Genomic DNA, 23,639 nt, shown 5'->3' with positions numbered 1-23,639 from the left:
TTCACCATGCCTGCACATGCAGTCCGAAGCATAAGCCCAGCCCGCTCATTTGAGCGGAGAGAAGAGGAGCTGGCATGCGTGCCGCGATCGTGGACAAGCCCGGGGAGATCAGGGTCGGCGAGGTACCCGATCCGAAACCGGGGGATCGCCAGGTCGTCGTCAAGGTGGGTGCCTGCGGGATCTGCGGCACCGACCTCCACATCGCCGACGGGCACTTCCCGCCGACGCCCTATCCGATCGTCCCCGGCCACGAATTCGCCGGCGAGATCGTCGAACTCGGCGCGGACGTGCCGGGTGGCTGGAAGATCGGCGACCGGGTGGCCGTCGACCCGTCGCTGTTCTGCGGCTACTGCAAGCCTTGCCGGTCCGGCCGCGGCAACCTCTGCGAGAACTGGAACGCGACCGGCGACACCGTCGACGGCGCCTTCGCCGAGTACGTCGCCGTTCCCTCCGCGAACTGCTACCGCATGCCGGACACGATGACCTGGGAACAGGGTGCCCTCGTCGAGCCGGTCTCCTGCGCGGTCCACGGCGTGCGCCGGATCGGCGTCGAGGCGGGGGAGCGGTTCCTCGTCGTCGGCGCGGGCACGATGGGGCTGATCATGCAGCAGTTGCTGCAGCGCGCGGGCGCCCATGTCACGGTGGTCGACCGCAACACCTCACGGCTCGGCCGGGCGATGGACCTCGGCGCGGCCGCGGTCGCGGGTGACGTGAAGGACCTCGACGACGAGAAGTTCGACGCCGCCGCGGACTGCACCGGCGCCGCGCCCGCCATCGAAGCCGCTTTCGACTCGCTTCAGCGCGGAGGCCGCCTGCTGGTCTTCGGCGTCGCGCCCGCCGAAGCGCGCGTCGCGCTTTCGCCGTTCCGGATCTACAACGACGAGATCACCGTCGTCGGCTCGATGGCCGTCATGAACAGCTTCGGTGCCGCGCTCGACCTGGTCGCCGACGGCGCCGTCGACACCGCCGCGCTGCTCACCGACACCCTCCCGCTGGAGCAGTACCCCGACGCTCTCGCCCTCATGCGCAGCGGCGCCGGCCTGAAGGTGCAGGTCATACCGGGAGGCGAAGGTGCGTAAAGCAGCCGCTCTGCTCTCGGTCCTCTTGCTGACCCTCACCGGATGTGCCGGTGCGGGCGCGCTCGGGACCGGTGACCGGACGCTCGTCGTCGCGATCGTCGCGAACCCGCAGATGAAGGACGCCATCGAGCTTTCCGGTGAGTTCGAGAAGGCGAACCCCGGCGTCAGCCTCAAATTCGTGTCGCTGCCCGAAAACCAGGCGCGCGCGAAGATCACCGCGTCGACGGCCACCGAAGGCGGCGAATTCGACGTCGTCATGATCAGCAACTACGAGGCGCCGCAATGGGCCGCGAACGGCTGGCTGGAAAACCTCGACCCGCATATCGCGGCGAATCCCGGCTACGACGCGGACGACTTCATCCCGAGTATCAAGGAATCCTTGTCGCACAACGGATCCCTGTACGCGGTGCCGTTCTACGGCGAGTCGTCGTTCCTGGCCTATCGGAAGGATCTGTTCGAGCAGGCCGGGATCACCATGCCCGCCAAGCCGACCTGGACGCAGATCGCCGAGTACGCCGCGAAACTCGACGACAAGGCCAAGGGCATCGCCGGGATCTGCCTGCGCGGCAAGCCCGGCTGGGGCGAGAGCCTCGCGCCGTTCACCACGGTCGCCAACACCTTCGGCGCGCAGTGGTTCGACAAGGACTGGAACGCGAAGCTGACCAGCCCCGAGTTCAAGGCCGCCGCCGAGTTCTACGTGAACCTCGTGCGGAACCACGGCGAGGTCGGCGCGTCGAGCGCGGGCTTCTCCGAATGCGGCACGCGGTACACCCAGGGCCAGGCCGCGATGTGGTACGACGCGACGGTCATGGCGGGTACGAACGAGGATCCGTCGGCCAGCAAGGTCGTCGGGAAGTCCGGCTACGCCCCGGCTCCGGTGGAGAAGACGCAGGCGAGCGGCTGGCTCTACACGTGGGCGCTGGCGATCCCGAAGGTCGCGAAGCACAAGGACATCGCCTTCAAGTTCATGTCCTGGATGACCGACAAGGCGTACGTGCAGCGGGTCGCCAAGGAATTCGGCGACTGGAACCGGGTCCCGCCGGGCGTGCGGAAGTCGACCTACGACATCCCGCAGTACCGCGAGGCCGCGAAGGCCTACGCGCAGCCGACGCTGGACGGCATCGCGGACGCCGACCAGCGGAAGACGATGGCGAATCCGGTGCCCTATCCCGGGATCCAGTTCGTCGGCATCCCCGAGTTCCAGGATCTCGGCACGCGGGTGAGCCAGCAGCTTTCGGCGGCGATCGCGGGCCAGATCACCGTGGACGAAGCGCTCAAGCAGTCGCAGGAGTACGCGCAGACCGTCGGCAAGTCGTATCAGGAGGTGCAGTGATGGCCACGATCTCCGCTCCTGCCCGTCCGGAGCCGGCCCATGCGAAGAAGGCGGCTCCGAAGCGCGGCACCGACACACCGTTCAAACGACGGCTGCCGCTGCTGCCCGCGCTGTTGTTCGTCGTCGCCGTGACGCAGTTGCCCTTCGTGCTGACGGTGTTCTACTCGTTCCAGTCGTGGAACCTGGTGCGGCCGGGCTCGCGGCATTTCGTCGGGCTGCAGAACTACATAGACGTCTTCGCCGACTCGACGTTCCTCGGCGCGCTGCTGAACACCGTCGTGCTCACGGTCGTCTGCGTGTTCTTCTCGCTGCTGCTCGGCCTGGGGCTCGCGATCCTGCTGGACCGTAAGTTCCTCGGGCGCGGTGTGGTCCGGACCCTGCTGATCACGCCGTTCCTCATCCTGCCCGCGGCGGGCGCGCTGCTGTGGAAGACGACGATGTTCGACCCGACGTACGGATTGCTGCACTTCGTGTTCGGCACCGACGTCGACTGGCTTTCGGAGTTCCCGCTGGCCGCCGTGATGGCGCAGGTCGTCTGGCAGTGGACGCCGTTCATGATGCTGCTGATCCTGGCCGGGCTGCAGAGCCAGCCGAAGGACGTGCTGGAGGCCGCGTCGGTCGACGGCGCCGGCCGCTGGCGGACGTTCACCGCGATCACGCTGCCGCATCTGAGCCGGTTCCTGCAGCTGGCGACGCTGCTGGGCGCGATCTACATCGTGAACAGCTTCGACGCGATCTTCCTGATGACCCAAGGCGGCCCGGGGACGGCCAGCACGAACCTGCCGTTCTACATCTACCAGCGGGCGTTCCAAGGTTTCGACATCGGGCAGTCGTCCGCGATGGGCGTGATCGTCGTGATCCTGACGATGATCGTCGCGACCTTCGCGCTGCGGCTGATGTTCCGCACGTTCTCGGTACAGGGAGGCGCGAAATGAAAAGCCGTTTCGGCCCCGGCGCGCTGACGGTCGCGACCTGGGTGCTCGCCATCCTGTTCGTGTTCCCGCTGCTGTGGATGATCCTCACGGCCTTCAAACAGGAGGCCGACGCCTACACTGATCCGCCCCGGCTGGTCTTCACCCCGACGCTCGACCAGTTCGCGGGCGTACTCGAACGCGGATTCCTGCCGTACCTGTCGAATTCGGCGTTCGTGACCGTGGTTTCGACGCTTTTCGTGCTGCTGCTGGGAATCCCGGCGGCGTACGCGCTCTCGCTGGCGCCGGTGAAGGGGACGAGCAACGCGCTCGGCTTCTTCCTGTCGACGAAAATGCTGCCGATCGTGGCGGCGATCATCCCGCTCTACGTGATCTCGCAGAACACCCAGCTGCTGGACAACGTGTGGGCGCTGATCATCCTGTACACCTCGATGAACCTGCCGCTGGCGATCTGGATGATGCGGTCGTTCTTCCTGGAGGTGCCGCACGAGATGATCGAGGCGGGCCGGATCGACGGGGCGACGCTGCCGATCCTGCTCCGGAAGATCATCATGCCGGTGGTCGCGCCAGGGGTGGCCGCGACCGCGCTGATCTGCGTGATCTTCTCGTGGACCGAGTTCTTCTATTCGGTCAACCTCACCGCCGCGCGGGCCGGGACGGTGCCGGTGTTCCTGGTCGGGTTCATCACCAGCGAGGGCTTGTACTGGGCGCAGCTTTCCGCGGCCGCGCTGCTCGCGTCGCTGCCGGTGATGATCGTCGGCTGGATCGCGCAGAACCACCTGGTGCGGGGCCTGTCGATGGGCGCGGTCAAGTAGAGCCTCGTGAGTGGTAAGGACGGTTCTAACCGTCCTCACCACTCACGAGCCCCACTCCCTACGCGAGCGACAGCGCCTGCCCCGGACAAATGTGCACGGCGGTGCGCGCGTTCTCCTCCGCCTCTTCGCCTTCGGGCTCGGCGTTCAGCAGAAGGACCGTCCCGTCGTCCTCGCTCTGGTCGAACAGGTCGGGATCGGTGAGCACGCACTGGCCCGCGCCCACACATTTCCCGGTGTCCGCGATGATCTTCATGGCTCCTCCTACCAGGTGACCGGGAGGGCGTGGAGGCCGTAGATCGTCGAATCGTGCTTGAACGGCAGTTCGTCGACCGGAACGGCGATCCGGATGCCCGGCACTCGCCGGAACAACGTATCGAACACGATCTGGAGTTCCAACCTCGCCAAGTTCTGGCCGAGGCATTGGTGCACACCGAATCCGAAGGCGACGTGATGCCGGGCGCCGCGTTCGATGTCGAAGGTGTCCGGGTTCTCGAAACCTGCCGGATCGTGGTTGCCCGCGTTGCTCAGGCCGACGACGCCTTCACCCGCGCGGATGAGCGTGCCGCCGATCTCGACGTCCGCCGTGGCGAAGCGTGAGGTCGCCGTCTCCGCGATCGTGAAGACGCGCAGCAGTTCCTCGATCGCGGCGAGGGTCTTGCCCGGATCCGCCTTGATCTTCGCCAGCTGATCGGGGTTCTCCAGCAGGGTCGCCGTGCCGAGCGAGATCATGTTCGCCGTCGTCTCGTGCCCGGCGATGAGCAGCAGGAACGCCAGCCCGACGAGTTCGCCGTGGTCGGCCTCGCCCGTTTCCCGCTGCTTCAGGATCTGACGGCCGAGGAGATCGTCCTCGGTGGCGTTCGCCTCCTTCTTGGTGACGAGTTCGTCGAGATAGTTCTCGAGCGACTCGAACGCGGTCATCCGCTCTTCGGCGGTGACCTCGCGGCTGAGCATCCTGGAACTGCAGGACTGGAAGAACTCGTGGTCCGAATAGGGGACGCCGAGCAGTTCGCAGATCACCAAGGACGGAACCGGCAGGGAAAGCGCCTGGACGAGATCGGCCGGTTTGGGGCCCGCGAGCAGGGCGTCGATATGCTCGTCGACGATCTGCTGAATACGCGGCTGAAGCGCCTTCATGCGTTTGACGGTGAATTCCCCGACGACGTCACGCCTGGCCCGGCTGTGTTCCGGCGGGTCCATCGCGATGAGGGACGGGCGGAACGGCTTGTCCTCGCGGCGGATCTGCCGCGCGACCATCAGCGGGAACGACGGACTCTGCCGGTCGGAGCTGAAATGCGGGCTGCTCAGCATTTCGCGGATGTCTTCGAGCCGGGTGAGCGCCCAAGCCGTTTGGCCGGAAGGAAGGCTGACCCGGGAAATCGGACTTTCCTCGCGAAGCCGCTCGTATTCGGGCGGTGGTGAAAACGGGCATTTCCGGGCCAGCGGCAAGGTCGCGGTGGTTTCCTCGACGTCAGTCATCGGGTTGTCCTTCCCCAGATGTCGGGTGGGTTCGGGCGGAATCGGACAGGGGGCCCCAAAACATATACGGATGGTTTCATTCCGCTTATGAACCCAAGGTACTCAAGTGGAGGCAGGTCGTCCACTCGCGAAGGGGTGGTTTCCCGGGAGGCGTGAAGGGCACGCCCTTACGTGCGAGAATCACGGCCCTGAAGGACCTTCGAGAGGCGAGGACCATGACAGCCGACCCCGAGACCCGCTTGCGCGCCGACGCGCGCCGGAACCGGGATCAGATCCTGGCCGCCGCGAGAGTCATCTTCGCCGCCCAGGGCGCCGAGGTCCCGATGGAGGAGATCGCGCGCTCGGCGGGCGTCGGAGTCGGCACCCTTTACCGTCGCTTCCCGGATCGGGACGCGTTGATCCGGGCGGTCGCCGTCGACAATTTCGACCGGGTTCTCAGGGACGCGAAGGCCGCGAAGGACCAGGAGTCCTCGGACTGGGACGCCCTGATCCGGCTCCTGCACCAGTCGATGGAACTGCAGCTGAGCATTCAGCTCGCGATGGTGTCGCCGCGGGCGCTGGCGATCCTGAAGAGTGATCCCGCGATCAAGGCCCTGCGTGACGAGTTGCTGCTGGTGATGGACTCTTTCGTCCAGGGCGCGCAGGCGGAGGGCAGGCTCCGGACGGACGTCGCCACCGGTGACGTCGCGATCCTGTTCGCGACACTGCTGCGGCAGATGCCCGGCAAGGGCGAGGAGGTCGCGCGGATGGCGACGAGGCGCTGCATCGGGATCATGATCGACGGCTTGCGGGCCATGGGCTCGCACGAGCCGCTGCCGGGCCGGGCGCTGACCGGGGCCGATCTCGACCCCTGAGGTTCGAGCGCGGCTGAAGGGGACTTTCCCCGCATGTCACGCGGGGAAAGCTCCCTTCGCTGCGTGAGACGCGGGGAAAGTCCCCTTCAGCCCCTCGGGCCGGGCGCGGTCAGGTGTCCAACTGCGAAAACCGGGGCGGCTTAGACACCCAGCGGGTGCCAGACCGTCTTCGCCTCCAGGTACCGCCGCAACCGCGCGATATCGGCGTCGGCGGTCCAGTCCGGCTCGGCGTCCGGGACGGTCAGGACCCGCTTCACGGTGCCCGCGGCCTCACGCGCCAGATCCGCCCGCGCGGAGGGCTCCGCGCCCGTCGGGTCGAGGGCGTTGACGTCGCCGTGCGAGGCGAGCCACGGACCCAGCTCCGACGCGCGGCCGGTCAGGATGTTCGCGACGCCGCCGGGCAGGTCGGACGTCGCCAGGACCTCCGAAAGCGTGATCGCGGGCAGCGGCCGGTCCGCGCTGGAGACGACCACCGCGGTCGAACCGGTCGCCAGCACCGGGGCCAGCACGCTCACCAGGCCCAGCAGCGAAGACTGCTGCGGTGCGAGCACACCCACGACACCGGTCGGCTCCGGCACGGTGAAGGAGAAGTACGGGCCCGCGACCGGGTTGGCGGCGCCGAGCACGGTCGCGATCTTGTCCGTCCAGCCCGCGTACCAGACCCAACGGTCGATCGAAGCGTCCACAAGGGACTGAGCCTTCTTCGCCGCGACGCCTTCGGACGCCGAAACCTCCGCGACGAACTGTTCGCGGCGGCCTTCCAGCATCTCCGCCACCCGGTACAGCACCTGGCCGCGGTTGTATGCGGTCGCCGCCGACCAGCCGCCGAAAGCCTTGCGGGCGGCGGAAACCGCGTCACGGACGTCCTTGCGCGACGCGTGCGAGGCGTTCGCCAGGAACTTGCCCTTGGTGTCGGTGACCGGATACACCCGGCCCGACTCCGAACGCGGGAACTTGCCGCCGATGTAGAGCTTGTAGGTCTTCGCCACCGAAATACGGTCAGACATCGAGGTAGGCCTCCAGTCCGGTGCGTCCGCCTTCGCGGCCGAAACCCGACTCCTGGTAGCCGCCGAACGGCGCGGCGGGATCGAAGCGGTTGAACGTGTTGGCCCAGACGACGCCGGCCCGGAGCTGGTTCGCCATCCAGAGGATGCGCGAGCCCTTCTCGGTCCAGATTCCGGCCGACAGTCCGTACGGCGTGTTGTTCGCCTTGGTGACGGCCTCGTCCGGCGTGCGGAAGGTCAGCACCGAAAGCACCGGCCCGAAGATCTCCTCGCGGGCGATGCGCATCGACTGCTGAACGTCGGAGAACACCGTGGGAGCGAAGAAGAAACCACGTTCCGGCACCGGGCACGGGCTGGTCCAGCGCTGCGCGCCCTCGGCGTCGCCGGACTCCACGAGACCCTTGATCTTCGCGAGCTGCTCGGCGGAGTTGATCGCGCCGACGTCGGTGTTCTTGTCGAGCGGGTCGCCCAGCCGCAGCGTCGAGACGCGGTAGCGCAGCTTTTCGAGCAGCTCCTCGGCGATGGACTCCTGCACCAGCAGCCGCGACCCCGCGCAGCACACGTGGCCCTGGTTGAAGAAGATCCCGTTGACGATCCCCTCGACGGCCTGGTCCAGCGGAGCGTCGTCGAAGACGACATTCGCCGCCTTGCCGCCGAGCTCCAGCGTCAGCTTCTTCGACGTGCCGGCGATCTGGCGCTGGATGGCCTTGCCGACCTCGGTCGACCCGGTGAAGGCGACCTTGTTCACGTCGCCGTGGCCCACCAGCGCGGCGCCGATGTCCCCGGCGCCGGGCAGGATGTTCACGACGCCGGGCGGGAGTTCGGCCTGCTGGCAGATCTCCGCGAACACGAGCGCGGTCAGCGGGGTGGTCTCCGCGGGCTTGAGCACCACGGTGTTGCCGGTGGCCAGCGCGGGCGCGATCTTCCACGCCAGCATCAGCAGCGGGAAGTTCCACGGGATGACCTGGCCCGCGACGCCGAGCGGCTTCGGATTCGGGCCGTAGCCCGCGTAATCGAGCTTGTCGGCCCAACCGGCGTGGTAGAAGAAATGCGCGGCGGCCGTCGGCACGTCGGAATCGCGCGATTCCTTGATCGGCTTGCCGTTGTCGAGGCTTTCCAGCACGGCCAGTTCCCGCGACCGTTCCTGGATCAGGCGCGCGATGCGGAACAGGTACTTGGCGCGTTCGCTGCCCGGCATCTTGGACCAGACATTGTTGTACGCCTTGCGCGCGGCCTTCACCGCTGTGTCCACATCGGACACCGAGGCGGTGCCGACCTCGGCGAGCACCTCTTCGGTGGCCGGGTTGATCGTCTTGAGCGGCTCACCCGAGCCGTCGACGAATTCGCCGTTCACGAACGGCCGGTAATGCGGTTTGAGGTTCGCGAGGTCGCGCGATTCGGGCGCGGGCGCGTACTCGAAGATGCCCATGGATCAGTCCACCGTCACGTAGTCGGGACCGCTGTAGTGGCCGTCGGCCTGGGTGCGGCGCTGCAGCAGGAGGTCGTTGAGCAGGCTGGACGCCCCGAACCGGAAGAGATCCGGGTTCAGCCACTGCTCGCCGGCGACCTCGTGCACCGCGACCAGGTACTTGATCGCGTCCTTGGTCGTCCGGATGCCACCGGCCGGTTTGACGCCGCGCAATTCCCCGGTCTGGGCGAACCAGTCGCGGACGGCCTGCAGCATCACGTGGGTGACCGGCAGCGTCGCGGCGGGCGAGACCTTGCCGGTGGAGGTCTTGATGAAGTCGCCGCCCGCCAGCAGCGCGAGCCAGGACGCGCGGCGGACGTTGTCGTAGGTGGCGAGCTCACCGGTTTCGAGGATGACCTTGAGGTGAGCGCTGCCACAGGCGGCCTTGATGGCCTGGATCTCCTCGAAGACCTCCAGGTAACGGCCTTCCAGGAACGCGCCGCGATCGATCACCATGTCGATCTCGGCGGCGCCAGCGTCCACGGCGATCTTGGTGTCGGCCAGCTTGATCTCGCGGCTCGTGCGGCCGGCGGGGAAGCCGGTGGCCACACTCGCGACGTGGATCCCGGTGCCGCGAAGGGCCTCGACAGCCGTTTCGACCATGTCCGGGTACACGCAGACGGCCGCGACCTGCGGGGTGTCCGGGCGTTCCGGATCCGGCCGCTTGGCCTTGGCCGCGAGCGCGCGGACCTTGCCCTGGGTGTCGGCGCCTTCGAGGGTCGTCAGGTCGACCATCGAAATGGCGGTGTCGATCGCCCAGAGCTTGGCGGCCTTCTTGATACTGCGCGTGCCGAGTCCCGCCGCCCGCTGCTCGACGCCGACCTGGTCGACACCAGGCAGCCCGTGCAGGAACCGGCGCAGGCTCGCCTCGTCGCGAGTCGCGTCCGCCAGCGGTGACGGGGTTGCCGTCGCCGCTGACGAGCTGGTCGTAGCTGTCATACGGGTGAGTGTAAGCGGCCTACAGGCTGGGCACCGGGGCCTGGGCGACCGCCCTGGTCGAGGGCACGACCGGGGTGCAGAACTCGCTGACCATGGGCAGCTGGCGCTTGAGCTCGGCGTCCGGCGACGCGGTGAGGTCGACGGTGGCCAGCGTGGAGATGTCCTTGCCGGAGTCGTCATGGAAGCTGAGGGTGGCGAACCCCGGCAGGTCACCGCCGTGACCCCAGACGACGTGCTCCTCCGCGCAGGCGCCGGCGGTCTTGAGGTTCAGCTTCATCAGGCCGAGCCCGTACTCCGAGCCGCCGCCCATCGGGACCGTCGTCTTCATCTGCTTCAGCAGGTCCGCGGGCAGCAGGCGACCGCCGAGCAGCGCCTCGAAGAAGCGGTTGAGGTCCTTGCCCGACGACACCATGCCGCCCGCGCCGAAATAGCGCGTGTAGTTGTAGGTGGTGAGGTCGGTGAGGCCGCGCGGCGCGTCGTACAGCTGCTCGTAGCCGCGGGCGGCCGGGCGGATCAGGAACGGGAAGTCGCGGGGGAGCGAGGTGTCGCGCAGGTGCAGCGGGCCAGTGATCCGCTCGGCGAGCACGCGTTCCAGCGGCTTCCGGGTGATCTTCTCGACCAGCAAGCCCAGGACGTTGTAGCCGGTGTTCGAGTACGCCCAGCCCGTCCCCGGCTTGAACTGCAGCGGCTGCTTCGTGACGCTCAGGCGGATCATGTCGTCGCTGTCGAAATGCTCGAAGCGTTCGGTGTCGACCTCCGCGGGCGACGACCACGTGTCCTCGGGGAGCAGATCACGCGGGAGGCCGCTGGTGTGCTGCAGCAGCTGGCGGACGGTGATCGGCTCCGGATACGGCAGCAATCCGGGCAGATAACGCTGGACGGGCTCGTCCAGCCCGACGCGTTTTTCGGCCACGAGCTGAAGGACCAGCGTCGCGACGAACACCTTGGACACGCTGGCGATCCTCCAGCGGCCCGACGCGTCGGGCTTGCCGGGCCGCTCGATGTCCGCGACACCGCTGACGCCGCGGAACTCGTCGGAGACGGCGACCATGCCGGGAATGCCCGCGGCGACCGCCGCGTCCATCGCGGCCTGGCGCGGATCGGTCTTCTCGGCGGCCACCGCCGGCAGCGCGGTAACGGAAAGCATTGCGGCACAAACGATCGCGACGAAACTTCGGCGCATCGGAAAATCCCCCCAGCAGATGTGTCAGCCTTCGATTCCAGGCACGTCCTTCTTGCGTGGTTTCCGCTTCACGACGACCCCACCCCAGAATGCCAGGCCGGTGATCTTCACGGTGGGCGCCGTCGGGGGCGCCGGGGGCGTCCCGGCGCGGTCCTCCAGCTCGAAGGCCCCCATGAAGCCGATTCCGGTGACGTCCACGTTGATGTCGTCGGGCACGATGATGTCGATCCCGCCCATGATCGCGACCGCGGTGATCGTCGAATGCTTCTCGGCGAACCGCGCGTGCCGCAGATCGAGTTCGGCGCCGCCCCAGAACGCGAAACTGTTGTGCTGCGGCGGGACGACCCAGCTGCCCTTGCGCGACGCGCCGGACATCACGGCGATCGAGGCGCCGGAGCCCGGATGCCCGCCGATGCGGTCGTCGGGCAGGCCCAGCGCGCGCGACGTCGCCGGCTCGATCGCCGACCGCGAATGCTGCGGCAGGTCCGCGGTGACCGGTTTGAGGTCCCCGACGGTCTTGGCCGCGTAGACGACGGTGAGCCGCTCTTCCAGCTCGTTGATGGTGATGCGCCCTTCGGACATCGCCGCGTGCAGCACCTGCGCGACCTGCTCGCGATCGGCGTCGGAGATGCGCATCTGTTCGGGGCCCGGCAGGGCCGGCTCTTCACTCACCTGGAGGAGCCTAGCGCCGAGGAGAGGGGCAAGCGTCCATCTTATGGTCGACAGTGGCATCCTCCCGTGATGGGGAATTCACTACCCGGCGCCGTCGAGTTGCCGGACGGGGTAAAGGTGCGCGGACGGGGCCTGGGTCGCTCCTGGCCAGAGGGGCCTTCGCCGGATTTCGGACTGTATCTGGGCGGTGCGAAGCTGCGCCGGAAGCACGATCACAAAATGGACTGGGAGCGGGCTTGGATCCGCTGGCCCGACTTCCTGCTCCCGACGGACTGGGCGGACGCGCGGCGCCGGATCGTCGACCTGCACGCCCGGGCGGCGGCGGGTGAGGGCGTCGAGGTCGCCTGCTACGGCGGAGTCGGGCGGACCGGCACCGTGCTGTCCTGCCTCGCCACCCTTTCCGGGCTGAGCGCCGACGAGGCGGTGGCGTGGGCGCGGGCCAACCACGACAAGCGTTCGGTGGAGACACCCTGGCAGCGCCGCTGGGTCGGCTGGTTCGCGCGGCAGGCGTGACGGGCTAAATTGACCGGCATGGATGTGCACGTCGTTGATCACCCGCTGGCCAAGGCCAGGCTTTCCACCATGCGCGACGCGCGCACCGACAGCGCCGCCTTCCGCGCCGCACTGCACGAACTGACCGTCATGCTGGTCTACGAAGCCACGCGCGACATACCGGTGCGGATCGAGCGGATCCATACGCCGGTGGCGCGCACCGACGGCTACGCGCTGGCGAGCCCGCCGCTGCTCGTGCCGGTGCTGCGGGCCGGGCTCGGGATGGCGGACCAGGCGCACAAGCTGATCCCGGACGCCCAGATGGGTTTCGTCGGCCTCGCCCGCGACGAGGAGACCCTCAAACCGACGCCGTACCTCGAATCGCTGCCCGAATCGCTCGCCGACCGGCCGGTGATGGTGCTCGATCCGATGCTGGCGACCGGTGGGTCGATGGAGTACACGATCCGGCTGCTCACCGACCGGGGCGCCACCGACGTCACGGCGATCTGCGCGCTGGCGGCGCCCGAGGGCATCGAGCATCTGAAGAAGACCGGGCTGCCGCTGCGGGTGGTGACCGCGAGCATCGACGAGCGGCTGAACGATTCCGGTTTCATCGTGCCGGGTCTCGGGGACGCGGGGGACCGGCAGTACGGGGCCGTCTGACCCCGAATCGCGTTTAGCGGGCTAAACGCGATTCGCAACAACTCCGCCGTTGCCGGTCACTGACAGATGTGACCAGAACAGTGACCGGAACGGTGGGGGTGCCGGTGGACTCACGCGAACCTCCTTCCGACAGGAGCGACACGGAGCTGTGGCGGACGGCCGCGGGCGGTGATCACGGGGCCTTCACCGAGCTGTTCGAACGACATGTCCAGTCGGTGTGGAACCACGCCTACCGGCTGACCGGGTCCTGGGCGTCGGCCGAAGACGTGACGTCGGCGACCTTTCTCACCGCCTGGCGGCGCAGGGCGGACATCATGCTCGTCCGCGACAGCGCGCTGCCCTGGCTGTACACCGTCGTGGGCAACCTCGCGCGCAGCGAACACCGCGGTGCCGGACGGCGGCTGCGGCTCGTCCGGCGGCTACCGGAACCGCGGTCGGTGTCCGACCACGCCGACACCGTCGTCGACCAGCTCGACGGCGAAGACCGTCTCCGGCAAGTGCTCGCCTTGGTCGCGAAGCTGCCGAAGTCGCAACGTCAAGCCGTCGAACTCTGCCTGCTCGGCGATCTCTCCCAGACCGACGCCGCCGAACTGCTCGGCGTCGCGGAGGTGACCGTTCGCGCCCACATCTCGCGGGCCCGCGCGCAGCTGCGGGCCGCCCTGGAGGAGAAATGACCGACGACCTCGGCCTGCCCGGCAGGCGTGAGCTTCCTCCGGAAGTGCTGGACAACCTGCGGATGTCCCTGCGGGAGGGAATGGGAAAACCCGCGCGGCGGCGATGGCCGATCGTCGCCGCGGCGGCCGCCGTCGTCCTGGTCCTGGCGGGAGCGCTGGTCGCGACCGTGGTCGTCCGGGAGCCGGACGGGCAGGGCCCCGTCGTCGCGAACCCTGACTTCTCCCTCGACTGGCCGAAAGCGGTGACGGCGATGGACCGGTGCTGGGCCGCCGTCAAGTCGAAGGCGGGTTTCCCCGGCCGGAACGAATGGGCTCCGCGATTCACCGTCGTTTCGCCGTCGGTCACCGTCGTCGCGGTGGTGGCACGGGACAAGCCGTTCTTCTGCGAGACCACGCTGATGACGACGACTGTGTCCGATCCGGCCGCCGCTCCGCCCTACCTGCCGGGCACCCGGACCGCGGCCCTGCTGATGACCCCGGCCGGGACGGTCGCGGGTATCGCCGATCCCGAATGGCCGAAAGTGGAGATGACGGGCCAGAACGACGCGTCGTTGTCCACGAGGGACATCCCGGTCTTCCGGCCGGGGAACCTGTTCGTGCACCTCGCGCCGATGAAGCCTGCTCGGACCACCTACGCCGTCGGGCCGACGCCAGGGGAGCAATCCCGCCCGATCGGATACCACGCGCCGTTCCCTCTTCGCCCCGCGCCGGAGCCGGCCGTGACGCAGCTCGACAAACCGGTGTTCCCGGTGCCCGACCGGGCCACGCCGGCGGGTGAGTTCTTCAACGTCTGCGTGGAGTCGGCGTCCGAGACGCTGGCAGACAGGGACGCCTACGAGGTCGGCGCGTTCCTCGAAGGCGAGGACGTCGGGGTCGTCGTCGCCCGGTTGGGGGGTTTGGTCACCCTGTGCCAAGGAGGGCTCGGGTACGGGGACGGGAAGACCGCGTACTACCGGATCATGTACGACCAGCCGAAGCCCGCGGGGCCCGTGTACACGTTGCGGACCGAAACGGTCGGCAGGAAGAGCGAGAAGCCGCAGAATGCCTACCTCGGGGTCGTGCCGGCCGCCGCGGCCGCGGTGAAGCTCGACTTCGGGACAGGGAAGACCGTCGACGCGGTGGTCGGGGCCGGGACCTTCGCGGCGTGGATGCCCGACGGGGTCAGCCGGGACTACGAGAACGCGAAGGTGGGGATCACCGTCCTGGACGCGGCGGGGGCGATCCTGCACCAGGGCACGCTGCCGCTCTACTGATCGCGTTTAGCCCGCTAAACGCGATCCTTCTGGGGTGGAGTGCACGTGAGGGGGCCTTCCCTCGGCTGAGGCGAGGGAAGGGGGCCTTCACGCGAGTGGGCTGGGAACGGCGCCGCAGGCGGATCGCCTTTAGCGGGCTAAACGCGATCCGGCCTCGCCAAGGGCGGCGGAGTCCGTGAAGGCCTCCTTGAGAGACCCAGAGTCCCTCAAGGAGGCCTTCACGGACCGGTCCCGCGCGCGACCTGCGTTTAGCGGGCTAAACGCGGCGCAGCCAGCCCGAGGCGTTCGCCCGCAGCGCGGCCTCGTAAGCCGCGCTCACGGTGAAGTCGTCGGGCAGGTTCCCGTTCAGCTCCAGCGACACGAGGCCGTGCACGATGCCCCAGCAGCTCACGGCGATGACCTCGGGCGGCACGTCGAGGAAGGCGCCGTCGGCGACGGCCTTGCGGATCGTCTCCTCGAGCGGCGCCATCGTGGCGCGCGCCTGGCCCGCCGTTTCGTCCGCCGGCTCGAAACCCGGCACCGACTTCGTGAACATGATCGCGTAGAGGTGCGGGTCGGCCAGCGCGCTTTCCCGGTACGCGACGCCCAGCCGCACCAGGTCCTCGACCGGGTCGCCGCTCAGCGTGACCCCCGACATCCGGCGGCCGAAGCGGCGGAAGCCCTCGGCGAAGAGGGCGCTGACGAGATCCGTTTTCCCGCCGAAGAGCGAATAGACCGCGGTGGTGGACGTACCGACGTCGGCGGCCAGTTTGCGGAGACTGAGTGCCTTCGGGCCGTCGGCCGAGATGAGCTCACCGGCGCGGTCCAGCAGTTTCAGCCGGAGGTTCTCGTCGTGCGTCCTGGGACGGGGCATGATCCCAGAGTAACGCAACGCTGTTATCAATCGCTCGGATTCGGAGTTGACCTGGAGCGCACTCCAGGTCGTACTGTCGTTCACATGAGCTACTCGATAGCGGAAGCCGCGCGACGTAGCGGACTGTCCATCGACACTCTCCGGTACTACGAGCGCATCAAACTCGTCGAGCCCCCGGCGCGGGACGCCGCGGGTCGGCGCGCTTACACCGACGACGATCTCGGCTGGCTGGGGTTCCTGACGAAGCTGCGCCTGACCGGCATGCCCATCAAGCGGATGCGGGAGTACGCCTCCCTGCGCCACCACGGGGCGTCGAGCGCGGGGCGGCGCAAGGCGATCCTCGTCGACCAGCGTAAATCGGTCGCCGATCGGATCGCCGAGCTGCAGACCTGCCTCGACATCCTCGACTACAAGATCGACCACTACGACCAGGTGGAGCGCAAGGTGCTCGGCACCGGAGCCACCGTGGAGGGAATTTCAGCGTGATCAGCACCAGGAGGCTCGGCGGTCTGGAAGTCGGGGCGCAGGGACTCGGCTGCATGGGGATGAGCCAGGCCTACGGTGTCCGCGACGACGACACGGAATCGATCGCCACCGTCCACCGCGCCCTCGAACTGGGCGTGACCATGCTCGACACCGCGAACGTCTACGGCGCGGGAGCGAACGAGGAGCTGGTCGGCCGCGCGATCGCGGGCAAACGGGACCAGGTCGTGCTGGCCACCAAGTTCGGCATCGTCTGGGACGAGGACGGCGGGATGTCCGCTCGCGGCGACGCGGCGTACGTCAAGCAGAGCTGCGAAGAGTCCCTTCGCCGCCTGAACGTCGACCACATCGACCTCTACTACCAGCACCGCGTCGACCCGAACACTCCCGTCGAGGAGACCTGGGGAGCGCTCGCGGAGCTGGTCCAGGAAGGCAAGATCCGTTTCGCCGGGATCTCCGAAGCCAGTGCCGAGACCATCCGTCGCGCGCACGCCGTGCACCCCGTGACCGCGCTGCAGAGCGAGTGGTCGCTGTGGACGCGCGGCATCGAGGGCGAGATCCTCTCGACCGCCCGCGAGCTCGGCGTCGGCATCGTGCCGTTCTCGCCGCTCGGCCGCGGTTTCCTCACCGGCAGTGTGACGTCGGTGAAGGACCTTCCGGCGGACGACCTGCGCCGCGGCCTGCCCCGGTTCGCCGAGGGCAACTTCGAGCGCAACATGGCCATCGTCGAGGCGCTGCGCGAGCTGGCCGCGCAGAAGGGCGTCACAGCGGGGCAGCTCGCGCTGGCCTGGGTGCAGGCGAAGGGCGACGACGTCGTGCCGATCCCGGGCACGAAGCGCCGCAAGTACCTCGAAGAGAACACCGCCGCCGCGGAGCTGGAACTGTCCGAAGTGGACATCGAAGCCATCGAAAAGGCCGCGCCCCTCGAAGCGATCGCCGGTGAGCGTTACCCGGAGCGTCTCGCCCGCGCGGCCGGCAAGTAACCCGAGAGAATTGCGAGACGAAATCATGACGGGTTCCACCCTGCCCACACGCAGGCTCGGCACGCTGGAAGTCGGCGCGCAAGGGCTCGGCTGCATGGGCATGAGCGAGTTCTACGGCCAAGGTGACGACACCGAATCGATCGCGACGATCCACCGCGCGATCGAACTGGGCGTGACCCTGATCGACACGGCCGACATGTACGGCTTCGGCCGCAACGAGGAGCTGGTCGGGCGGGCGCTGGCCGGCAAGCGCGACCAGGTCGTGCTGGCGACCAAATTCGGCATCGTGCGAGACGAGGCGGACCCCTCGAAACGTGGTATCCGGGGCGACGAATTCTATGTGCGGCAACAGGTCGAGGCGTCGCTGCGCAGGCTGGACGTCGACCACATCGACCTCTACTACCAGCACCGCGTCGACCCGGAGGTGCCGATCGAGGAGACCGCGGGTGCGCTGTCCTCGCTGGTCGAGCAGGGGAAGATCCGGCATATCGGGCTGTCCGAGGCCGGTCCGGAGACGATCCGCCGGGCGCACGCCGTGCATCCGGTGACGGCCGTGCAGACCGAGTGGTCGCTGTGGTCGCGCGACATCGAGAACGAGGTCGTCCCGGTCTGCCGGGAGCTCGGCATCGGGCTGGTGCCGTATTCCCCGCTGGGCCGCGGTTTCCTCACCGGCCGCTTCAAGTCCAAAGAGGACTTCGCGGACGGTGACTTCCGTCAGACGACCCAGCCGCGGTTCGCCGAAGGCAACCTGGAGCGGAACCTGGCGATCGTCGAGGCGCTGCGCGCGCTGGCCGAGCGGAAGGGCGTCACCGCCGGTCAGCTGGCGCTCGCCTGGGTGCAGGCCCAGGGCGACGACGTGGTGCCGATCCCTGGCACGAAGCGCCGCAAGTACCTCGAAGAGAACGTCGCGTCCGTCGGACTGAAGCTGACCGCCGAGGACGTCGCCGCGATCGAGGAGGCGGTCCCCGCCGACGCGGTCGCGGGGGAGCGCTACCCCGAAGCGGCCATGCGCCTGCTGTCCCGCTGAACATGAAAAAAGCCGGCGCCCTCGGAAAGGGTGCCGGCTTTTTTCGTTGTCAGAGCGAGGAGTTGACCGCCTCGACCACACCGTCGAGGGCAACGGTCCGCTGTTCGCGGGTCGCGAGACCGCGCACTGTCACGTTCCCGGCGTCCCAGTCCTCCTGGCCCACGATCACCACGGCGCGCGCCCCGGCCTTGTCGGCCCGGGTGAGCTCCTTGCCCAGCTTGCGGAGCTCGACAGGCGTGGATGTGCGCAACCCGGCCTTCCGGAGCCGTCCGGCGACCTCACGCGAGGCGTCGGTGAGCTCTTCGGTCACCGGGATCACCACGACGTCGACCTCGCTGCGCGGCTTCGGGGTGAGGCCGTGCGTGTCGAGGAAGTCGATCAGCGTGACGTCGCCCATGCCGAAACCGATCCCGGGGATCTGCTGCGACGTGAACAACGACGCCAGGTCGCTGTACCGGCCGCCGCCGAAGAGGGCACGACGGTTCTCCGGAGAGGTGTCGAAGACCTCGAACACGGTCGACGTGTAGTACGCGAGCCCGCGCACGATCATCGGATCGAACGTGATCAGGCCCGCGGCGCCGCTGTTCAGTACCTTGACCAGGTTCGAGTTCTCCTTGACCTGCTCGGGCAGCTCGTCGAGCAGAGCCGCGCCCGAGGACAGGATCTCGGTCAGCTTCTCGAACTGCTTGTCGGTCAGGCCGATCTCGGTCGCGGTGTCGCTCAGCTTCGTGCGGTCCGCCTTCTCCCAGCGGTCCACCAGGGTGAACACCTGCGGCAACTGCTCCGCGGTCACGCCGACGATGTCGGTGAGCGCCGACGAGAGCAGGTTCCGGTCGTTGGCCCGTACCTGGAACATGTCCGGGGTCGCCCCGAGCGCGCTCATCATGTCGTGGATCAGCTCGAAGATCTCGATCTCGCAGTTCGCGCTGTCCGAACCGAAGATGTCCGCGTTGATCTGCCAGTGCTCGCGGACCCGGCCACGCTGCGGCCGCTCGTAGCGGTGGCAGTTCGGGTGGCTGTACCAGCGCACCGGGAACTGCAGCGCCTTGGCGTTGCCCGCGATCATCCTGGCGACCGACGGCGTCATCTCCGGGCGCAGCGCCAGCCGCTCGCCGCCCTTGGTGGTCAGCGTGTACAGCTGCTGGTCGGCGATCTCCTGCCCGGACTTCCGCTCGTAGATCTCCGCGGGTTCGAGGATCGGCCCGTCGTAGCGGAGGAAACCCCGCAGTTCGAGCACGTCGTAGAGATGGCCGAACACCTGCGTCCGGACGGACATCTCGGCGGGCAGGAAGTCGCGGGTCCCCTTGGCGGGGGCTGTCGGCAGGTATTCAGGCACGTCAACAAGCTTAACGAGCCGTTGCCAGCGGTTTTGTCAGGGGAAGGCCACGCCGTACGCGGTGGTCAGGATCGCCGCCCGAGCAGGACCGCCCCGGTGCCGGTGACCCGCCCGCCGAGCTTGCCCTTGCCCGGTGCGAGGTGCAGGAAGAAGCCGCCGGACTGGGCCAGCACGCCGAACAGCAGCAGGAAGCACACGATCCACCGAGCGGTGTCCGGGAGCCCGGTCTGCCCGAGGATCTGCAGCGCGACCAGTGCGAGGACCAGCAGAACGCCGGCGTGCGCGTGGCCGGCGCGGAACATCCCGCGCTGGTGCTCGGTCAGTTTCTTGTCGCGCAGGACGCCCATCAGTGCGTAGCCGCCGTACATCACCGTCGGCAGCGAGACGAGGGCGATGACGGTGAAGAGTTTGATCGGTCCTTCCATGAGGCAACCATAACACTGTTTTAAAACAGTGTCACCAAACTTGACGCCCTGCCTTCCGGCGACGCTGCACGGAACTCGCGACACCCTCGGCTCTAACCCGAAACGCCACTCACGACAAGCCCGCGCGAGAGCACCAGACGAAGGTTCCGGAGGGCGGAAAGATCGGCGAGCGGGTCGCCGTCGACCGCCAGGACGTCGGCGCTCAGCCCGGGGGCGAGCCGTCCGGTGACGTCGCCGAGGCCGAGCCCGGCGGCGGAGTCCTCGGTCGCGATCTCGAGGATCCGGCGCCTGCCGAAACCGAGCCATTCGTAGAGTTCGAGGGCGCCGACCGGGTCGTCGAAGACCGAGCCGGGCAATCCGGCGTCCGTGCCCGCCAGGAGCGGGACACCCAGCTCCTCCAGCCAGGACAGCCTGCCGTAGACGGTCTTCGCGAGCTCCTCGCCCATGCGTTCGGCAAGCATCCGCCAGTTGCGGCTGCTCGTCGAACACGCCGCGATGCCCTCGGCGGCCATCCGCTTGGCGACGCCCTCGCGCCGATCCTGCCGCTGGGGCCCGGTCAGCCAGGTGCAGTGCTCGATCGTGGCCACGCCCGCCTCGACCGACGCCTCGATCGCGTCGGCGCCGTGGGCGTGCGCCGCGACCGGGAGCCCGTGGCGCCCCGCGTGTTCGACGATCAGGCGCAGCGCCCGGACGTCGAACTGGGACTCCCACATGTCCGCGCCGCCCTCGGTGATCTGGCCGCCGCTGGCCATCACCTTGATCACGTCCGCGCCCGCCGCCGCGTTGGCGTCGATCAGGGCCCGGATCGCGTCGTCGCCGTCGACCTCGCCGCCGAAGAAATGGCAGTGTCCTTTGAGGACGGTCAGGGGCGATCCCGCGGTCAGCAGGCGCGGCGCGGCGGCGCCTTCGAGTTCCGACCTGACCCGCGCGCCCAGAGCGCCACGATCGCCGAGATCCCGCACCGTCGTGACCCCGCTGCGCAGCAGTTGCCCCAGGCGGTCCTTGGCGCCCGCGCGCAAGGCGTCGTCGTCGCTCGCCAGGAAGTTCGGCAGCATCTCGCGGGTGGCGTCGAACGCCAGGTGCACATGGGCGTTGAACAGGCCGGGCAACAGGGTCGCGCCGGGGAAGTCGAGTTTTCCGGCGTCCGGCGACGCCTGTGCCACGACCTCGGCGCGCGGGCCCGCCGCGAGGATCCGGCCGCCTTCGACGAGTACGGCACCGTCTTCGACCGGGGTGCTCGGACGCGGCAGGATCCGGCTCGCGGTCAGCAAAAGCTGTGTCGTCATGCGTCGCTCCTGGAGACGGCGGCGGAGAGCGCGAGCAACGGCCGCACGTCGGATTCGATGTCGGAGGCGCCGCCGGGGAGCACGAGCTTCGCGCGTCCGTCGGTCTCCTCGCCCGCGCTCTGCCGGGCGATCGCCGTCTTCAGCGCCTCCGCGGCCGCCTGCGGATCGTCCGCGGCGAGTGCGGTCAGATCGGTTTCCAGATACGGGCTCAGCTGTACGAGCCCGTCCCGGATCTCGATCACCCGGCGGTAGTACCGGCGGTGGACCGTGCGCGGGCGCCACCGCTCCCACGTCCCCTGCGGCGTGGTCCGGAGCACGATGTTCGGGTAGATCCCGGCCAGCGCGGTCCACAGCGGGGTGAGCTCTTCGTGGTGCCGCCGGTGCTGGCGGCGGCGTCGCAGCGCGGCGAACCGGGCGCGGGCGCCGGGATAGGTGATCCCGGCGAGGAAGAGCACGATCCCGAGGAGTACCAACGGGACGGCGACGGTGAGCAGGAGCGGGATCGACGGCCCGAACGCCCACGCGATCACGATGTAGAGCGCGCGGAAGACGCTGCCCACGGACAGGCAGATCAGCCCGGCGGCGCTGAGTTTCAGCCCGATCTTCAGATGGCGGTCCGCGGTGCGGATGTACCGGAAGATCCACCAGGCGCAGGCGGCGAGGCCGTAGATCAGGTAGATCCCCGCGCCGAGGTAGAACAGCGCCACCCCGGGCACGTGCACGAGCTTCGGGCTCAGCGCCAGCCCCCGCACCTCCGGCGGCGTGACGGCCATGGCGACCAGCATCAGCGTGATCGCGCCGGACAACGGGATCAGCTCGAAGAGGACCCGCCCCGGCCTGCGCGGGCCCAGCGCGGAGCCGAGGAACACGATCAACAGCGCGCAGACGCCGATGGCGAGCATGACGTTGTTGACCAGACGGCCGGTGCCCTTGCCGGTCAGGCCGTCGAGCCAGCCGACGATGACCTTCTGCTGGGCGAGGAAGGAGCCGGCGACGCAGACGATGGTGATCGTGATCGCCCAGTTCGGCAGCAGGCGGGGCGCGCGGTACGTCTGGTAGATCCGCCAGGCGAGAGCGGTCGCGAACAACACCATCGCCACGACGTTGATGGGGGAGAACAGTGCGGTCACAGCCACCCTTGATGGTCGCCCAGCGCGCCTTGGACGCGGCGGACGTCATCGTCGTCGGCGCGACGGGGAATCGTGTAGTTCAAGACCGACGCCCATTCGAGGATGATGGTCGCCACGGTCTCGGCTTCCCATTCGTGCGCCTCATCGTAGGAGGTGCGGCGTAAAGCGCGGTGTACCGCGTCGCCGTCGAGCCCGGTGGCGGGGCCGCGCAGGAAGTCGGCGGGTTCGGCGTCGCCGCCGGGATGGTGATCGGCGAGCATATGCCCGAGTTCGTGCAGGATGATGTGGTCCTGATGGGACTTCGTGGTCTCCTGCTGGAAGAAGATGTAATCCGCCGAACCGGTGGCGATCCAGCAGCCGAACGGGCCGGGGACCTCCAGCGGGTACGGCATCAGGCGGATCGGCCTGCCGCGCTGTTCGCCGAGCCGCTCGCAGAGCACGCCGACGTCGAGCGGCGGCTCGATGTCGAGCTTGTTCAGCATCTTGCGGCAGCGTTTACGGAGCTCCCGTTCCTTCATCGGTTCTCTTCCGGCTGCTCGCGCTCGGCCCGTTCGTAGCGTTCGACGAGTTCCAGCAGGTCCATCACCTGACGACGGCCCTGCGGGGAAAGCTCCTGCGCGCGCATGGCCATGAGTGTGGCCTCTCCGACCGGCTGGGGCTCCTGCTCGTCGAAGAAATAGGTGATCGGCACCCCGAACAGTTTCGCCAGCGCTTCGACGTAGTGGATCTTCGGATTGACCCGTTTGCCCGTGGCGAGCTGCTGGAGATACGCGGGCGACATGGTGGGCCCGCCGGCGCGGTCGATCGCCGCGGAGAGCTCGCGATAGCTGTGCGGGGCGCCTTCGTCCGCGCGCACCGAATCGATCAGCGCGGTCAGTTTCTGGGCGAAGGTCTGATACGGCGACATGACCCCCAACCGTTCCGTAGTCCCGTTCCGTAGTTGGAGTGTAACGCGATACAGCCTGTCCGCAGCTGTTGACAGCGCATGTATGCAGTGGTTTACAGTTGTCAAGCGGTTTCGTGCCGTGTCCGGTCTCTTACTCCGGAATCCGTGCCCTGGGGGTGCACGGACGCCGGAGTGAGAGCCGTTTTTTCCGGTGGGTGCACAAGATCGTGCCGGATGTAGTACGCTGAGGCAGCCAAGGTTGATCGCCATCACGGCGAACCCTTGGCCTAGGCCTGTTGCCGGAGGTCGACCCCCAGGGCTTCCGGTGACAGGCCCCTTACTTTTCTCCAGGCGTTTCGTCCTCTGAACGCGGTGGTTCGTGATGTGGACCAC

25 protein-coding genes and 1 pseudogene are annotated in these 23,639 nt (G+C 68.3%); 12 read left to right on the top strand and 14 right to left on the bottom strand.

Annotated features, from left to right (window positions below; all coding sequences use genetic code 11):
- The first annotated feature begins 74 nt into the window (after positions 1-74).
- From MJQ72_RS37150 to MJQ72_RS37135, 4 genes are read left to right on the top strand one after another with little or no spacing between them, the layout of a single operon-like run.
- A complete protein-coding gene (locus MJQ72_RS37150) occupies positions 75-1,079 on the top strand; it encodes a zinc-dependent alcohol dehydrogenase family protein (protein WP_240595683.1) in 1,005 nt (334 codons plus the stop codon).
- Entirely contained in the window at positions 1,072-2,412 is a 1,341-nt protein-coding gene (locus MJQ72_RS37145) for a sugar ABC transporter substrate-binding protein (RefSeq protein WP_240595682.1), read from the top strand. Before MJQ72_RS37150 ends, MJQ72_RS37145 begins: the two co-directional genes overlap by 8 nt.
- Entirely contained in the window at positions 2,412-3,347 is a 936-nt protein-coding gene (locus tag MJQ72_RS37140) for a carbohydrate ABC transporter permease (protein WP_038519394.1), read from the top strand. Before MJQ72_RS37145 ends, MJQ72_RS37140 begins: the two co-directional genes overlap by 1 nt.
- Positions 3,344-4,159 carry a carbohydrate ABC transporter permease gene (locus tag MJQ72_RS37135; protein ID WP_240595681.1) on the top strand — a complete coding sequence of 272 codons (816 nt, stop codon included), beginning with the start codon at positions 3,344-3,346 and terminating at the stop codon, positions 4,157-4,159. Before MJQ72_RS37140 ends, MJQ72_RS37135 begins: the two co-directional genes overlap by 4 nt.
- 58 nt (positions 4,160-4,217) lie before the next feature.
- Here MJQ72_RS37135 and MJQ72_RS37130 read toward each other — a convergent pair whose 3' ends face one another.
- Both MJQ72_RS37130 and MJQ72_RS37125 read right to left on the bottom strand, forming a co-directional pair.
- Complete coding sequence (locus MJQ72_RS37130) at positions 4,218-4,412, bottom strand: ferredoxin (RefSeq protein ID WP_063271889.1); 195 nt, start codon at positions 4,410-4,412, stop codon at positions 4,218-4,220.
- Positions 4,413-4,420: 8 nt separating this feature from the next.
- Positions 4,421-5,635 carry a cytochrome P450 gene (locus MJQ72_RS37125; RefSeq protein ID WP_240595680.1) on the bottom strand — a complete coding sequence of 405 codons (1,215 nt, stop codon included), beginning with the start codon at positions 5,633-5,635 and terminating at the stop codon, positions 4,421-4,423.
- Between the two features lie 215 nt (positions 5,636-5,850).
- On the opposite strand from MJQ72_RS37125, the gene MJQ72_RS37120 reads away from it, so the two are divergent.
- Entirely contained in the window at positions 5,851-6,489 is a 639-nt protein-coding gene (locus MJQ72_RS37120; protein WP_240595679.1) for a TetR/AcrR family transcriptional regulator, read from the top strand.
- A gap of 140 nt (positions 6,490-6,629) precedes the next feature.
- Here MJQ72_RS37120 and MJQ72_RS37115 read toward each other — a convergent pair whose 3' ends face one another.
- Genes MJQ72_RS37115 through MJQ72_RS37095 form a run of 5 tightly spaced genes read right to left on the bottom strand, consistent with a single transcriptional unit; the run spans position 6,630 to position 11,719 of the window.
- Complete coding sequence (locus MJQ72_RS37115) at positions 6,630-7,496, bottom strand: aldehyde dehydrogenase family protein (protein ID WP_240595678.1); 867 nt, start codon at positions 7,494-7,496, stop codon at positions 6,630-6,632.
- Complete coding sequence (locus MJQ72_RS37110) at positions 7,489-8,922, bottom strand: aldehyde dehydrogenase family protein (RefSeq protein ID WP_240595677.1); 1,434 nt, start codon at positions 8,920-8,922, stop codon at positions 7,489-7,491. The genes MJQ72_RS37115 and MJQ72_RS37110 overlap by 8 nt, the downstream gene beginning before the upstream one ends.
- Positions 8,923-8,925: 3 nt before the next feature.
- Positions 8,926-9,900, bottom strand: coding sequence for a deoxyribose-phosphate aldolase (gene deoC / locus MJQ72_RS37105; protein WP_240595676.1), 975 nt, complete (start codon positions 9,898-9,900; stop codon positions 8,926-8,928).
- Positions 9,901-9,919: 19 nt separating this feature from the next.
- Positions 9,920-11,083, bottom strand: coding sequence for a serine hydrolase domain-containing protein (locus tag MJQ72_RS37100; protein ID WP_315860791.1), 1,164 nt, complete (start codon positions 11,081-11,083; stop codon positions 9,920-9,922).
- A 24-nt stretch (positions 11,084-11,107) separates the two neighbouring features.
- Positions 11,108-11,719, bottom strand: a complete 612-nt coding sequence (locus MJQ72_RS37095; protein ID WP_240601520.1) for a DUF1707 domain-containing protein — start codon at positions 11,717-11,719, stop codon at positions 11,108-11,110.
- A gap of 105 nt (positions 11,720-11,824) precedes the next feature.
- Between MJQ72_RS37095 and MJQ72_RS37090 the strand changes: the two genes are divergently transcribed.
- The 4 genes from MJQ72_RS37090 to MJQ72_RS37075 all read left to right on the top strand — a co-directional run bounded on the left by MJQ72_RS37090 (position 11,825) and on the right by MJQ72_RS37075 (position 14,837).
- Positions 11,825-12,268, top strand: a complete 444-nt coding sequence (locus MJQ72_RS37090) for a protein-tyrosine phosphatase family protein (RefSeq protein ID WP_240595674.1) — start codon at positions 11,825-11,827, stop codon at positions 12,266-12,268.
- An 18-nt stretch (positions 12,269-12,286) separates the two neighbouring features.
- A complete protein-coding gene (upp, locus tag MJQ72_RS37085) occupies positions 12,287-12,910 on the top strand; it encodes a uracil phosphoribosyltransferase (protein ID WP_240595673.1) in 624 nt (207 codons plus the stop codon).
- 80 nt (positions 12,911-12,990) lie between these two features.
- On the top strand, positions 12,991-13,584 hold the full coding sequence (locus MJQ72_RS37080) for an RNA polymerase sigma factor (RefSeq protein ID WP_240601519.1): 594 nt from the start codon (positions 12,991-12,993) through the stop codon (positions 13,582-13,584).
- Positions 13,581-14,837: a hypothetical protein gene (locus tag MJQ72_RS37075; protein WP_240595672.1), complete on the top strand. Its 1,257-nt coding sequence runs from the start codon at positions 13,581-13,583 to the stop codon at positions 14,835-14,837. Before MJQ72_RS37080 ends, MJQ72_RS37075 begins: the two co-directional genes overlap by 4 nt.
- A 256-nt stretch (positions 14,838-15,093) precedes the next feature.
- On the opposite strand, the gene MJQ72_RS37070 is transcribed toward MJQ72_RS37075, so the two are convergent.
- Positions 15,094-15,690, bottom strand: a complete 597-nt coding sequence (locus MJQ72_RS37070) for a TetR/AcrR family transcriptional regulator (protein WP_240595671.1) — start codon at positions 15,688-15,690, stop codon at positions 15,094-15,096.
- An 84-nt stretch (positions 15,691-15,774) separates the two neighbouring features.
- Here MJQ72_RS37070 and MJQ72_RS37065 point away from each other — a divergent pair, with 84 nt between their 5' ends.
- From MJQ72_RS37065 to MJQ72_RS37055, 3 genes are read left to right on the top strand one after another with little or no spacing between them, the layout of a single operon-like run.
- The gene (locus MJQ72_RS37065; RefSeq protein ID WP_016331293.1) at positions 15,775-16,176 is read left to right on the top strand and encodes a MerR family transcriptional regulator; all 402 of its coding nucleotides are present in this window, start codon (positions 15,775-15,777) and stop codon (positions 16,174-16,176) included.
- Positions 16,173-17,156: an aldo/keto reductase gene (locus tag MJQ72_RS37060; RefSeq protein ID WP_240595670.1), complete on the top strand. Its 984-nt coding sequence runs from the start codon at positions 16,173-16,175 to the stop codon at positions 17,154-17,156. Before MJQ72_RS37065 ends, MJQ72_RS37060 begins: the two co-directional genes overlap by 4 nt.
- A 25-nt stretch (positions 17,157-17,181) precedes the next feature.
- Positions 17,182-18,183: an aldo/keto reductase gene (locus MJQ72_RS37055; protein WP_240595669.1), complete on the top strand. Its 1,002-nt coding sequence runs from the start codon at positions 17,182-17,184 to the stop codon at positions 18,181-18,183.
- A gap of 49 nt (positions 18,184-18,232) precedes the next feature.
- Here the strand turns inward: MJQ72_RS37055 and hisS are convergent, their stop codons facing one another.
- The 6 genes and pseudogenes from hisS to MJQ72_RS37025 form a co-directional block, all read right to left on the bottom strand.
- Entirely contained in the window at positions 18,233-19,519 is a 1,287-nt protein-coding gene (gene hisS / locus MJQ72_RS37050) for a histidine--tRNA ligase (protein WP_240595668.1), read from the bottom strand.
- Between the two features lie 36 nt (positions 19,520-19,555).
- Positions 19,556-19,944 (bottom strand): annotated as a pseudogene (locus MJQ72_RS37045) (hypothetical protein).
- A gap of 92 nt (positions 19,945-20,036) precedes the next feature.
- Positions 20,037-21,230 (bottom strand): amidohydrolase family protein, encoded by a 1,194-nt coding sequence (locus tag MJQ72_RS37040; protein WP_240595667.1) that lies wholly within the window; start codon positions 21,228-21,230, stop codon positions 20,037-20,039.
- Positions 21,227-22,360 carry an MAB_1171c family putative transporter gene (locus MJQ72_RS37035; protein ID WP_240595666.1) on the bottom strand — a complete coding sequence of 378 codons (1,134 nt, stop codon included), beginning with the start codon at positions 22,358-22,360 and terminating at the stop codon, positions 21,227-21,229. Before MJQ72_RS37035 ends, MJQ72_RS37040 begins: the two co-directional genes overlap by 4 nt.
- Positions 22,357-22,878, bottom strand: coding sequence for a hypothetical protein (locus MJQ72_RS37030; protein WP_126735233.1), 522 nt, complete (start codon positions 22,876-22,878; stop codon positions 22,357-22,359). The genes MJQ72_RS37035 and MJQ72_RS37030 overlap by 4 nt, the downstream gene beginning before the upstream one ends.
- Positions 22,875-23,267, bottom strand: coding sequence for a helix-turn-helix domain-containing protein (locus tag MJQ72_RS37025; protein WP_038519350.1), 393 nt, complete (start codon positions 23,265-23,267; stop codon positions 22,875-22,877). The genes MJQ72_RS37030 and MJQ72_RS37025 overlap by 4 nt, the downstream gene beginning before the upstream one ends.
- Positions 23,268-23,639: the final 372 nt, after the last annotated feature.

This window comes from Amycolatopsis sp. EV170708-02-1 (assembly GCF_022479115.1).
Lineage (GTDB): Bacteria > Actinomycetota > Actinomycetes > Mycobacteriales > Pseudonocardiaceae > Amycolatopsis.
Note: the sequence above shows the minus strand (reverse complement) of the source record. Positions and strands in the feature narration are given on the sequence as shown.